Raw genomic sequence first — 12,171 nt, 5'->3', positions numbered from 1 at the left:
AAATGATCAATTGCCGGTGCGGATTTGATCCAGGGTTTTGATTGGCGTTAAGGCTTGCGGGTCAACCTGAATTTCAAGGATCGCGGGTTTGCCTGACGCGACCGCACGGTCAAAGGCCGGGCCGAAATCCTCGGTCCGTGTCACAGTTTCCCCATATCCGCCAAAGGCAACCGCATAGGCCGCGAAATCCGGGTTCTGGATTTCGGTGCCCGACACACGGCCGGGATAATTGCGTTCCTGATGCATGCGGATGGTGCCAAACATGCCGTTATTGACCACAAGCGTGATGATATTCGCACCATACTGCACGGCAGTTGCAAATTCCTGCCCATGCATCAAAAAGCAGCCGTCACCGGCAAGACAGACCACCGGTCGATCCGGGTGGGTCAGTTTTGCCGATACCGAGGCCGGCAGGCCATAGCCCATAGAGCCCGATGTCGGGGCCAGTTCGGTGCGGTATTTTCCATAACGGAAGAAACGATGCAGGAAGGCGGCGTAATTGCCCGCCCCGTTGGTGACAATCGCGTCTTCGGGCAGCTTTTCGCGTAACGTCGCCACCACATGCGCCATCTTGACATCGCCGGGCGTTTCCACCGGGGTTGAGAAGGCAAGATAGGACGCATGGGCAGATTCGATCTGACCGTCACGGGCGCTGCCATCGACCGGTTCCATCATGGCAATGGCGCGGATGAAGGATCGCTGTGACGCATTGATCGCGATATCAGGGCGATAGACCCGGCCCAACTCATCTGGTCCGGCATACACATGGATCAGTTTTTGACGTGGGCAGGGAATATCAAGCAGGCTATAGCCGCTGCTTGTCATTTCGCCCATGCGCGAGCCGACCAAAATCACAAGGTCACTGTCGCGGATGAATTCGGCCAGTTTGGGGTTAATCCCGATGCCGACATCACCGATAAAGTGGCTGTGGGTGTTGGGGATATAGTCCTGACAGCGGAAACTGGTGGCAATCGCAACATTGTTTCGAAGTGCAAACGATTTAAGATTTTCCGTGGTTTCACGGGTCCAGCCGCCACCCCCGACAATCATGACCGGTTGCTTTGCCGAGTTGAGAGCATTGTGGAACCGCGCGACGTCTTCAGAGGCTGTTTTGGCTTCTATCGGGACGTAGGGTTTGGCGTCCGCGACCTCGGCCTCGGACGACAGCATGTCTTCAGGCAGGGCCAGAACCACCGGGCCGGGGCGACCCGATGTTGCGATATGGTAGGCGTGGCTAAGATATTCCGGGATGCGGTTGATGTCGTCAATCTGCCCGACCCACTTTGCCAGGGGTTCAAACATCTTGCGGTAATCGACTTCCTGAAATGCTTCACGGTCCACCATGTCGCGCCCGATCTGCCCGACCAGCAGGATCATCGGTGTGCTGTCCTGATGGGCAACATGCACACCCGCCGACGCATTGGTCGCACCGGGGCCGCGTGTGACCATGCAAATGCCGGGCTTTCCGGTCAGTTTGCCATACGCCTCGGCCATGATGGCAGCCCCGCCTTCCTGACGGCAAATGATCGGATCAATGTCGGGATGATCAACAAGACCATCGAGAACCGCCAGATAACTTTCGCCGGGCACCAGAAAGACGCGTTCCGCCCCGTGAAGGGCCAGTTGATCAACCAGAATACGTCCGCCGTGTCGCATTTGCGTTTTCGCCGACATGTGTGAAGAACTCCGTATGGTGGGGCTTTTGCCTTAATGGGTTTTGTTTGTTGTTGGCGCGGTGGATGCGCAAACGCGATTTCATCACGGATCAGGGGCAAAGGTAAAGATATCAGGATCGAAAACACCGGGAAAATTCAACGCGCTGTTGAAGGTTTCCAAGGACGATGGTTTTTGGCGCTAAATCCACAGCAGGATGTATCGTAAAGATGTTGGTTTGAAGTGTTTTGGTCTTGAGCCTAAAAATACCGTTCAGCAATCCTGACGATATCGCCGGGCATGACGATGGTGGCCAGGGTTGCGGGTATGGCAATCCGGTCGGTGTCATTGCCGCGCAGGATTTCGACGTCATCTTCATCGCCGCGATAGGTCATGCCGCCGCCAAGTGCAATGGCATTGAGCACATTCATCCCCGGCACATAGTCATAGGAGCCGGGTTGATTGACCTCGCCGACAATGAAGAACGGGCGAAAGGCAATGATTTCAACGGCGATGTCGGGATTGCGTAAATAGCCGTCCTGATAGGCATCATGGACTTTTTGACGGGTTTGGTCGGTCGTCAGGTTGCGCACATCGACCGACCCGATCAACGCCATGTTGATCCGTCCGTTGGCATCGACGGTGAATTCACCCGATAAGTCTGCTTCGCCAAACACAGTGACGCGGACCGTATCCCCCGAATTGATGTGATAAATGGTTTGGGCATGTGCCGGGATTGTGCTGCCCGAGAGCACGGTTAAGAAAGCCAGAACCATCATCAAAAGGGCGTTTGGGTGTTTAAGCATTCTACATCTCCAGCTTGAGGCTGAATTGCGTTTGAAAACGGCGATAGTCATGACCCGAACTGGTCGAGTTTCGCATGTCATGGGCAATCCCGGCATCAAACCGGGCAAAGCGGTTGAGCTGATATGTCATGCCCAACCCGACACCCGTCGTGCGGTCATGGCGGGTGGTTTGGCGGAACGCTTCGTCGGTGTAATGCGCGTCGGCGGTGATGGAAAGAAAGCGGCGCAATTCATGTGAAACGGTTGCGCCAAAGTCAAAGGCTAGAATACCACTTGCCCCGGGCAGGGTTGTTTCGCGGACTTGGCGCGCGGCTTTGACACCGATGCCAGTCAGCCGTGTGACGGCCCAATTCACATTGGCGCGCAGCGTATAGTCGGCGATGTTGCCAAATGCCGGGTCGGCGTAACTTTGGGTCATCCAGCCTGCGGCAACGTCGGCTGTGACGAGGTTAGTCAGATCAAACCGCAGTCCGCCCAGCATCTGAAACCCGGCAGAATCACGCACCCGACCTTCATCATCTGGGGTCCGGTCATATTGGCGTTGATTGAGGTTAAACTCGCCATAGGCTTCGCGGCCCAGATCAAGGGGCATCAAAACCCGGATGGTTTCGCGGCTTTCAACCCGGTTGCGATCATCATTGGCAATGCGATTGCCGTTTTGGTCGGTGGCATCATCAAAATCCAGACGGCGTAGGGCCAGTTCGGTTTCATAATGCAGGTTTTTGGCGATGTGTTGGGCGTTAAGGCTTGCTCGGACATCGTTAAAGACAACCGGCTTGGTTGCGCCGGTGGGGACATCATTTCCCCCACGGGCATCATGGGCTCGGTGCCATTCAAATGTACCGTCAAGAACGGTATTGGGGCCGATATCAAGGGCGATACCGCTACGGACATCGGCATCCTGATAATTGTCGTCGTCAGAATCGGCATAAAATCCAAGTTCCGCGCCGGCCCCCATGTAAAGTTTCAGGTAACGCCATTCAGATTGCAGGCGTAAACGCGGTGCGATTTCGGTGATGACATCTGATGTCGGGGTGTCGTCTGTCAGATAGATGTTGTCATCAAACCGTTCACGAACAGAAACATCGGGTGATATCATAAACCGGCCCAATCGGATGCCCCTGTCCTCAGACGGTGTGTTGGTTTGTGTGTGACCCGATGTCTGGACAAGGAAAAGGGCTAAAACCGGTGCAAATACCGTAATTATCAAACGTCCGGCCGCCATCAGGACACATCCTTGGTTTGAAGAAGCCCTGAGCGCCTTGTTGATGCGGTTAATGGCAGCAAAACCGTGCCGACCAAAATGGCCAGATCAAAGAAAAAATGCTGCTTTGAGATATAGGCAAGATCGTGCGCCACACGTTCGGCCAGATGACGTTGGCATGTGACCGGACCCCGCCAGCCCCGTATTTGCGCCCAGCCGGTTAAGCCCGGCTTGGCCACCAGTCGGGCTTCGTATTCGGGCAGCATGGACGCAAAAAGAATGTGGTCGGAAATTGTGTGGGGTCTTGGACCCACCAGCGACATGTCCCCGCGCAAGATATTGAAAAGTTGCGGCAGTTCGTCAAGCCCACTGCATCTCAGCAACGACAGGATCGATTTTGGCCCGTGATCAGTTGAGAAATCAGGCGATTGGTGAGGGCGCGTGCGCAGGGTCCGGAATTTGAAGATGGTAAAAATCTTACCGTTCTGTCCAACCCGTTTCTGGGTGAAAACCGGCTGGTTAAAACCGTAACACCGGATCAGACCATAGACACACAGCATGAGTGGCGCACAGGCAAGGATAGCGATGCTTGCCAGCAATAGATCGCAACACCGTTTGAGATGTGTATGCGGTGAACACACCGGCTTTGGCCGCCGCACGGATAATCGCGGGCATGTGACACAGGACCGCGATGGATTTGTTTTGACGACAGCCAACCCCTTGATGCCCCCACATTTCCCTAATGCAGCATAGCAGTATATTAAACTCAGGGTAGCGCGGAAATGATGTAATTCAAGGTGATATGTTGCAGGTCTTTGGTCGTATTACCAAACCTCTCCGTGGTTCATCCTTGTTTAGGATCGCAAAGACGGGATGGTGGATAGAACGGTTTTCATCAATTGTGGTTGCCGGTTGACCCCGATCTTCGAAAAGATGGTTTTAAGATAGGTGCGCGCCGAACTGCTTGAAATACCAACCGTTTCGGCGGCCTGATCAAGCGAAAGCCCCTCGGTCAGTTTTTGGGTGAGTTTTGCCTCGGACCGGGTCAGGCCAAACAGATCCATCAGGTCATCAATGGCTGGTGGGCATTGTTGCAACGGGTCGACCAGAATGACCATAAAGGTTGTGGTTCCATCGGATGTTTTGGGCATCCGGCGCACAAACAATGACAGTTTTTCAGCATCATGTTCCAGCGAGAAACTTTGTTGACGGCGCGGCGCAAGATTGGCAGTGGGATGTAAAAAACTTTCGAGCCCGTCGGGCATCGGGGTAAAAACCAGATTGTTTTGCGTGCCGATCCGCACCAGCGATGATGTGCGTACCACCTCGGCGGCCTGCGCATTCATGTGCGATATCGTCCGTGTTTCATCAATGGCCACCACGCCGAGTTGAAACAGGTCAAGAAATGCCGAGGGCAGGGACTCTTCGCTTTGCTCATCACGGCGTTTGAGTTCATCTGCAATCCCATCAAGGATCGTCTGAAGGTTGGTGGGTTTGGGATAAAACCGGTACACGCCAAGTTCATTGACCGCCATCAATGCCGATTGCAAATCGGCATAGCCGGTCAGCATGACAATGATCAGATCATCCCGTGTTTTACGCAGGTGTGTTGCCAGTTCCAGCCCGGTCATGCCCGGCATATGAATATCAATGACTGCGGCCACGATATCGGGCTGTGTCGTGATGGCATCCTGTGCGGAAAAGGGATCGCCAAAAAACACGCCATCCCATTCGGGTACCAGACGGCCAAAGTTGCGCCGATGCGATGACAAAAGGTTTTCGTCATCATCGACAAAGGCAATTCGGACCGGCGTTTTGGCAACCATCAGAAAGTGCCCTCCACAAATGGGGATATTGGACAAGCTACTCTGACACTATTCTTGGCAGCATCAAAGCATTGGCACTGATATCTGCCGATATCAAATGCCGTATCCGAGAAACATACCGAATTTTTGAGACGTCTGGAGTTTCCATTTATGGAAGTGGTTGGTTTGACGCGTCCTGTCATTTTGATGGTTGATGATGATGAAAAGCTGCTGGCTGCGGTGCGCCGCACCCTGTCGGGCAGTTTTGATTTCGTCACTCATACCGATCCAGAAGCCGCCTTTGCATGGCTTGTGCACAACCGCGCCCAGATCGATCTGATTATTGCCGATCTGGTGATGCCGACCCTTGACGGGATTGGGTTTCTAAAAAAGGCGGCCCGCACCGCACCGACTGTCCCGCGTATTTTGCTGTCGGGGAACGTTTCAAACATCTCGCTGCGCGAGGCCATCAATCAGGCCATGGTCACCCGTGTTTTGGCCAAGCCGGTTTCTGTGGCCGTTCTTAAGGATGCGATTGAGCGGGTCATTCAAATCAAATGCCCGGCGCCAAAGCCCGCGACCGCGACGGGAATTTCGCCAGAGATGATCAGTGCGGCGATTGATCGTGCTGATTTCCGCACGGTTTTACAGCCACGTTTCCGGGCAAGCGACCTTGCGCTCTGTGGTAGCGAGCTCCTGTGCCGTATGCCATCGCTTGAGAAAGAATTTGGCATCGACGAGATTTTCGAAGCCTGCTGGGACCATCCGGTGATTGATCGTCTGACCAGCCAGTTGATGGCACTGATGATTGATCAAGCGCCGCGGTATCGCGCGCTGATGGAAGATGCGGCCAGCGTTGCGGTCAATATTTCGGCCTATTCGCTTAGAAATCCCAAGTTTCTTGAGCTGCTCATCCGGTTTTATGAAAAAATGCGCATGCGCGGGGTTGGTGTGACTTTTGAAGTGCCTGAACGTCAAATTCAGCCAGATGACCATGATTTGCTTGCAGGTGCATGTCGCCTGCGCGAACGCGGTATTGCCTTGTTGATTGATGATTTTGGTTCGGGGAACAATTCGCTAGAATTGCTGCGTCATGAAGTTTTTGCCGGTATCAAACTTGATCGGGATCTGATTGGCGGCATCATGACCGATTTTCTCGATGATGCCTTTGTTGAGTGGATCGCGCGGGTTTGTTCCAAGCTGGGCCTGTCGATTTCGGGCAAGGGCATTGAAAATCGTCAACTTGTCGAAAAGTTACAGATCTACGGGATTACGGAACTACAGGGTTTCTATCTTGGCGGGCCGGTCTCACTTGAAGAATGGGAAGCCGCGGTTGCGGTGCCGTTGAGTGCTTCTGGTTGATGGTTAAATCATCAAAACGATATCCGGGCCATTGCGAAGGGACGTCCGGCTCAGACTTAAAACATGTATGGGAGTAGGGTTATGAAGATGAAATGCTGCGTGAAACTGCTTGTAATGTTTGTTGCGGTGATCGGCCTGTATGCAACGCCTGCAATGGCTGGCAGCAGTGTGACACTGACCAAGACAGACGGTACATCGGTAACGATTTCCATGGAAAAGATGATGGAAATGCCGGTAACTGAATTTTATACGTCGACGCCATGGACCAACGGGATTCAAAAATTCCGCGGTGTCGATTTTAAACTGTTGCTTGATACCGCAGGTATTGATGCCGAAACAGTTCGGGTTTCAGCACTTAATGATTACAGTGTCATGGTGCCAGCCAATGTTTTGCGGACCGATGGGGCGATCCTTGCCTATCATATGAATGATGCGGAAATGTCGGTCCGTGAAAAAGGTCCGTTCTGGGTTGTCTTCCCCTATGACAAGGATGTTCGGTTCCAGACCGATGCATATTGGGCGTATTCCGTCTGGCAGGTGAAAGCGATTGATGGCCAAAACTAAATCATTCTTTGCCAAGATTTCGGGACGGACGGTCTTTGCCGTCCTGGTCTTGTTTCTGATCCTGTACGCGGTTCTGTCGACATCAATCGTCCATAAACTCGAAGATGAACGGTTTACCTATCGTGAAAACTTCGTCTGGGCGGTGTTTCAGGTTCAGCGACAGTATCTTGTCCTGCAACGCGATATTCAGGCCGCATTGGCCGCACCCGAGGTGACCGAACAAGCCGTCGAAAACATCATGCTCGGCTATGAGCTTTTGGTCAGCCGTGTCTTTCTGTTGCGCGACGGGGATGGCTTTACCGTGCTGTTTTCCGTACCCGAAGTCACCGACCTGATCGCAACACTCGAAAAGCAGATCGTGGTGATCGATGATGAAATCGTCGTGATGAGCGAACCGCATGAACGGATTACCGAACTGGCCCGGTTGCTCGAACCTTTGGGTGATCCGCTTCAGCAGGCGGTGGTGCGCACCACCAATTTTGTCTCGGTCTATAACACCAATAATATTTCCGGGGTGAAGAACGATATCGAGACATTGTCCTATCTGTTCTTCTTTGGCGTGTTTGCCATGGGGCTTTTGGGGCTATTTATGATCCGCCAGCGCCAGCGCGCCTTTGCGGCCGATATCGCCGCACAGAAAGCCCGTCAGGAACAGGAAGTCATCGAAGAAGCTGCCGATTACGCCAAAATGCATGCGCTTGGGACGTTGGCGGGGGGCGTTGCCCATGAAATCAATACACCGGCGCAATATATCCAGAACAATCTTGAATTCCTGTCTGACAGCTTTGCTGATTTGATGGGCGCGATCAAACGCGACAATCCGGCAGACGACGCGCGGCTTGATCTTGATAAGGGTAAGATTGATTTTCTGACCGCAGAAGTCCCGATGGCGATTGATGAAAGCATTCAGGGTCTGGACCGCATTGCTGAAATTGTCCGGGGCATTCGCAAATTTGCCCATCCCGCGACCGATATTGTCGAACGGATTTCAATCACCGAAGAAATCGATACGGCCATCACATTGACGCGCAATGAGGTTAAACACATCGCCGACCTTGAAGTCGGTATGCAAACCGATGTCACCGAAATCAATGGACGTCGCAACCATCTGTCTCAGGCCTTGATCAACCTTATTGTCAATGCATCGCAGGCGATTAAGGAAACCGGTCAGCGCCGTGGGCGAATTGATCTTGTGGTCAAATCCGATGACAGGAATGTCTATATCCATGTGCGTGACAATGGTGGGGGTGTTCCCGACGCGGTGCGTGACCGGATTTTCGATTATTTCTTTACCACCAAGGAACGCGGTGTCGGTACTGGGCAGGGGCTTCCGATTTGTCGCAAGTTTATTCAGGATGATTTTAACGGTGATTTGACCTTGTCAGACGATTATCACGGCGGGGCAGAATTCGTGATCCGTTTGCCAAAACCTGATCAGGATGACGCAGTGAGCCGTCAGGCCGATCACGAAGGGCCCGGTGATCTGAGCGCGCTTTTGGGATAGCCCGACTGTGCGCCTGGTGACGGAAATGTCCCAAAAAAAACGGGCTGCCCGAAAAGGCAGCCCGTTTTACATAATATGTTCTGGCAGCACAGGGGTCAAAAAGCGTAGCCGATTTTACGGTCGACCGAGAATTTGCCGCCGCCCCGGATCAGAACCGACAGAGCCAGCAAACCCCACATCAGCGGCATTTCAAAACCACCCTCGTTCCAGAAATAGCCAGCTGGCAAATGGGTGCTGACGGCAATCGCCATAAAGACCAGAACGGCTGCGGCAACCGGGCGGGTCAACAGCCCCACTGTCAGCATCAAGCCACCGACAAATTCCAGAAGTCCGATCATCAGGGCAAAGGCAAAGCCCGGCACAAACCCGATGCTTTCAAGCCAACCGGCTGTTCCTTCAAGGCCATAGCCGCCAAAGGCACCAAACAGTTTCTGTGCGCCGTGCGGCACCATCAAAAGGCCGGTTGTCACACGAATGATGACAGGCGACAGGGGCTCAAGCACATTCCATAGCGGTTCAAGTGCCGGAATGATCGCACGCGGTTTGTTATGTGAAAAATCGGTCATAACGTTCTCCAATATATCGCCTGTCCGGTGTTGCGGATCAGGGGACCATGTCAAAAACAAGGGCTTCGGCGTCTTTGGCGTCGGTGAAAACAAGTTCGTCTTCATCCTTGATCGCCACACCGTCACCAGCGTTAAGGCTTTCGCCATTTACGGTCAGACTGCCGCGTGCGACCTGCACCCAGGCAAGACGTCCTTTTGCAATCTTGTGGTTGGCACTTTCTCCATCCGTGAGATGCGCGACATATAGATCGACATCCTGATGAATGGTGATCGAGCCATCCCGTCCCGTGCGGGATCCGATCAATGATAAACCAGAACCGGTATCACCGCGTGCAATTTCCTTTTCCTCGTACCCCGGCTCAAGACCATCCGCCTCGGGGATAACCCAGATTTGCAGGAAATGCACCGGATCGGTTTTCGAGTGGTTATATTCCGAGTGACGAATGCCCGTTCCTGCAGTCATGCGCTGCAGACGACCCGGACGGATAACAGAACCGGTGCCAATACTGTCTTTGTGTTCAAGTGCGCCATCAAGCACATAGGAAATGATTTCCATATCCTTGTGACCGTGGGTGTCAAAACCAGCCCCGGCAATGACGCGGTCCTCGTTGATCACCCGAAGTGGCCCCCAACCCATACGGTTGGGATCGTAATAGTGACCGAACGAAAAGGTGTGGTTGGAATCCAACCAGCCGAACTGTGCGCGGCCACGTGTTTTGGAGTCTATTTTGGTCAGCATGTCTGCCTCCATGGGTTGATGTGGTGTTGGAAGCACAATACCCCTTTCATGAAATGAGACAATTCATGTAATGATGCCCATAGTGTTGCATTATACGCGACAATAAATGAGGCGATTGGCGGGATAGGTATCAGGAAAAATGGATAAGCTGGTCAGTTTGCAGACATTCATTCGTGTGGTCGAAGACGGGGGGTTTGCCGCGGCCGCGCGCAAGATTGGTCAATCACGCTCACAGGTAAACCGCGCGGTGGCGGCCCTTGAAGATGATTTGGGTGTGCAACTTTTAAACAGAACCACCCGTCAGGTGTCGGTGACGCCAAGTGGTCAGGCCTATTATCAGCGGGCCAAGGGAATCCTTGCCGATCTGGTGGATGCTGAAGAGTCTATTCGCGAAAGCCGTGAAACACCGGCAGGTGACATTCGCATCAATGCGCCAATGTCGTTTGGCACTTTGCATCTTGGCCCGGCGTTGGTCGATTTTGCTCGTCTGTATCCCGACATCCGAGTGGAACTGGCATTAGATGATCATTTTATTGATCCGGTGGCGGACGGGTTTGACATGACGGTGCGCATCAGCCGACCGTCTGACACATTGGCCCTGATTGATCATGAGATTATCGCGATCAAGCGGGTTTTATGTGCGTCGCCGGACTTTATTCACACCCATGGGGAGCCAGATGACATTCGGGCTCTGACCACATTGCCCTGCCTGCATTACGGCAATTTGCCATCGGGATCGAGCTGGAAAATGACTGGTCCGGATGGGCCTGTCGCGGTTCAGGTCAACGGGGTATTTTGTTGTAACAATGCCGAAGTCCTGCGTGATGCTGCGCTGGCGGGGTTGGGGATTGCCGAAATTCCAACCTTTATTGCCGGGCCGGAATTGCAAACCGGGCGGCTGGTGACGGTCCTGTGTGATTACACGCCGCCGGAACTGTTTTTGTATTTGCTGTATCCGCCCAGTCGGCAACTGTCATCGCGTATCCGGTTGCTGGTTGATTTTATGCATGAACGGTTCGGCAGTCAGCCACGCTGGGATTTGGTGCAGTAATCAAATTGATCAAAAATACGCTCGGGGCAATCCAACCGGTTGCACACTGCGTATTGACTATTAGGTTATCATTGAAACACTAGGGTCTGAACCCAAATCACGGTTGGTCAGCATGACACAATTTGAAATGCCAACATTGATGATGGTTGCACATGGCAACAGTGGCAATGGCGGTGATCCCGCCGGGCAACTGGCGGCAAAGGTGCGTGATCGTTGGGATGGGCGTGTCAGTTTCGGCTATATGCGCAGTCAACCGTCTGTTTCAGATCAGCTTGACCACTTAAAACAGTTTGGTGATGCCGACAGATTGATCCTTTTCCCGCTGTTTTTCAGCGAAGGCTATCTGGTGTTTGAAGAACTGCCCAAGAACCTTAAGGATGCCGGTCTGGACGATGCGGTGATCCTGCCACCGGCAATCAATTTGCCGGGCTTTACCCAAATGGTCGCCGACCATGTGCAGGATGGCATCGCGCGGCGCGGTTGGCAGGCATCGGATACATCGGTGCTTCTTGTCCCGCATGGTTTGAAAACCCTGACCGAAGCCTTGCCGGAGACGTTGCGGTTTGCCGATGACCTGTCGCGGTTCTGCCCGTCGGCGGAAATTACGGTGGGCAATATCGAAGGTCACCCATCGCTGGCTGATTGGCGCGATTTGGGATCGCGCAAAAATGCGTTGACTGTCCCGATGCTTGCGGGTGGGGGCATGCATGCGCGCGATGATTTACCACAGTTGATATCTGCCCGTCCGGGTGAGGAAATCGAAATTCTTGCGCCAATCGGACAGTGGGACGAACTGCCAACCCTCGTCATTGCGGAAGCCAACCGTCATGTTGCCCGGTTTGGTAAATATGCTGTGCCACTTGGCCCGACCGGTCATGATTTGTGGTCAGAAAGAATGGCGCGTTCGGCCTGAGGCT

General features: G+C 53.4%; 12 protein-coding genes. 5 read left to right on the top strand and 7 right to left on the bottom strand.

Annotated features, from left to right (window positions below):
- Nucleotides 1–6: 6 nt before the first annotated feature.
- The 5 genes from K355_RS0114260 to K355_RS0114240 all read right to left on the bottom strand — a co-directional run bounded on the left by K355_RS0114260 (nucleotide 7) and on the right by K355_RS0114240 (nucleotide 5,489).
- A complete protein-coding gene (locus tag K355_RS0114260; protein WP_022732831.1) occupies nucleotides 7–1,674 on the bottom strand; it encodes a thiamine pyrophosphate-binding protein in 1,668 nt (555 codons plus the stop codon).
- Nucleotides 1,675–1,913: 239 nt separating this feature from the next.
- A complete protein-coding gene (locus tag K355_RS0114255) occupies nucleotides 1,914–2,459 on the bottom strand; it encodes a polysaccharide biosynthesis/export family protein (protein WP_022732830.1) in 546 nt (181 codons plus the stop codon).
- A gap of 1 nt (nucleotide 2,460) precedes the next feature.
- Nucleotides 2,461–3,684, bottom strand: coding sequence for an outer membrane beta-barrel protein (locus K355_RS0114250; protein WP_022732829.1), 1,224 nt, complete (start codon nucleotides 3,682–3,684; stop codon nucleotides 2,461–2,463).
- On the bottom strand, nucleotides 3,684–4,304 hold the full coding sequence (locus tag K355_RS24070) for a sugar transferase (RefSeq protein WP_258548871.1): 621 nt from the start codon (nucleotides 4,302–4,304) through the stop codon (nucleotides 3,684–3,686). Before K355_RS24070 ends, K355_RS0114250 begins: the two co-directional genes overlap by 1 nt.
- A gap of 213 nt (nucleotides 4,305–4,517) precedes the next feature.
- Complete coding sequence (locus K355_RS0114240) at nucleotides 4,518–5,489, bottom strand: DNA-binding response regulator (RefSeq protein WP_022732827.1); 972 nt, start codon at nucleotides 5,487–5,489, stop codon at nucleotides 4,518–4,520.
- A 165-nt stretch (nucleotides 5,490–5,654) separates the two neighbouring features.
- Here K355_RS0114240 and K355_RS0114235 point away from each other — a divergent pair, with 165 nt between their 5' ends.
- The 3 genes from K355_RS0114235 (at nucleotide 5,655) to K355_RS0114225 (ending at nucleotide 8,898) form a co-directional block, all read left to right on the top strand.
- Nucleotides 5,655–6,830, top strand: a complete 1,176-nt coding sequence (locus K355_RS0114235; protein WP_162142303.1) for an EAL domain-containing response regulator — start codon at nucleotides 5,655–5,657, stop codon at nucleotides 6,828–6,830.
- Between the two features lie 99 nt (nucleotides 6,831–6,929).
- Nucleotides 6,930–7,394 carry a putative pterin-binding protein gene (locus tag K355_RS0114230; protein ID WP_244271169.1) on the top strand — a complete coding sequence of 155 codons (465 nt, stop codon included), beginning with the start codon at nucleotides 6,930–6,932 and terminating at the stop codon, nucleotides 7,392–7,394.
- Complete coding sequence (locus K355_RS0114225; protein WP_022732824.1) at nucleotides 7,381–8,898, top strand: sensor histidine kinase; 1,518 nt, start codon at nucleotides 7,381–7,383, stop codon at nucleotides 8,896–8,898. The genes K355_RS0114230 and K355_RS0114225 overlap by 14 nt, the downstream gene beginning before the upstream one ends.
- A gap of 95 nt (nucleotides 8,899–8,993) precedes the next feature.
- Here the strand turns inward: K355_RS0114225 and K355_RS0114220 are convergent, their stop codons facing one another.
- Together K355_RS0114220 and K355_RS0114215 are read right to left on the bottom strand one after the other, a co-directional pair.
- Nucleotides 8,994–9,464 carry a DoxX family protein gene (locus K355_RS0114220; RefSeq protein WP_022732823.1) on the bottom strand — a complete coding sequence of 157 codons (471 nt, stop codon included), beginning with the start codon at nucleotides 9,462–9,464 and terminating at the stop codon, nucleotides 8,994–8,996.
- Nucleotides 9,465–9,501: 37 nt separating this feature from the next.
- A complete protein-coding gene (locus tag K355_RS0114215) occupies nucleotides 9,502–10,203 on the bottom strand; it encodes a pirin family protein (protein ID WP_028791616.1) in 702 nt (233 codons plus the stop codon).
- A 139-nt stretch (nucleotides 10,204–10,342) separates the two neighbouring features.
- Here K355_RS0114215 and K355_RS0114210 point away from each other — a divergent pair, with 139 nt between their 5' ends.
- Together K355_RS0114210 and K355_RS0114205 are read left to right on the top strand one after the other, a co-directional pair.
- Entirely contained in the window at nucleotides 10,343–11,254 is a 912-nt protein-coding gene (locus K355_RS0114210; protein ID WP_022732821.1) for a LysR family transcriptional regulator, read from the top strand.
- 112 nt (nucleotides 11,255–11,366) lie between these two features.
- Nucleotides 11,367–12,167: a sirohydrochlorin chelatase gene (locus tag K355_RS0114205; protein WP_022732820.1), complete on the top strand. Its 801-nt coding sequence runs from the start codon at nucleotides 11,367–11,369 to the stop codon at nucleotides 12,165–12,167.
- Nucleotides 12,168–12,171 lie beyond the last annotated feature (4 nt).

The organism is Thalassospira lucentensis MCCC 1A00383 = DSM 14000 (assembly GCF_000421265.1).
GTDB classification, from domain to species: Bacteria; Pseudomonadota; Alphaproteobacteria; order Rhodospirillales; family Thalassospiraceae; genus Thalassospira; species Thalassospira lucentensis.
Note: the sequence above shows the minus strand (reverse complement) of the source record. Positions and strands in the feature narration are given on the sequence as shown.

What these genes read in the sequence shown, in the direction of transcription:
- K355_RS0114210 (WP_022732821.1), top strand. Translation starts at nt 10,343, where the DNA reads ATGGATAAGCTGGTCAGTTTGCAGACATTCATTCGTGTGGTCGAAGAC.
- K355_RS0114240 (WP_022732827.1), bottom strand. Translation starts at nt 5,489, where the DNA reads ATGGTTGCCAAAACGCCGGTCCGAATTGCCTTTGTCGATGATGACGAA.
- K355_RS0114255 (WP_022732830.1), bottom strand. Translation starts at nt 2,459, where the DNA reads ATGCTTAAACACCCAAACGCCCTTTTGATGATGGTTCTGGCTTTCTTA.
- K355_RS0114250 (WP_022732829.1), bottom strand. Translation starts at nt 3,684, where the DNA reads ATGGCGGCCGGACGTTTGATAATTACGGTATTTGCACCGGTTTTAGCC.
- K355_RS0114260 (WP_022732831.1), bottom strand. Translation starts at nt 1,674, where the DNA reads ATGTCGGCGAAAACGCAAATGCGACACGGCGGACGTATTCTGGTTGAT.
- K355_RS0114225 (WP_022732824.1), top strand. Translation starts at nt 7,381, where the DNA reads ATGGCCAAAACTAAATCATTCTTTGCCAAGATTTCGGGACGGACGGTC.
- K355_RS0114205 (WP_022732820.1), top strand. Translation starts at nt 11,367, where the DNA reads ATGACACAATTTGAAATGCCAACATTGATGATGGTTGCACATGGCAAC.
- K355_RS0114215 (WP_028791616.1), bottom strand. Translation starts at nt 10,203, where the DNA reads ATGCTGACCAAAATAGACTCCAAAACACGTGGCCGCGCACAGTTCGGC.
- K355_RS0114220 (WP_022732823.1), bottom strand. Translation starts at nt 9,464, where the DNA reads ATGACCGATTTTTCACATAACAAACCGCGTGCGATCATTCCGGCACTT.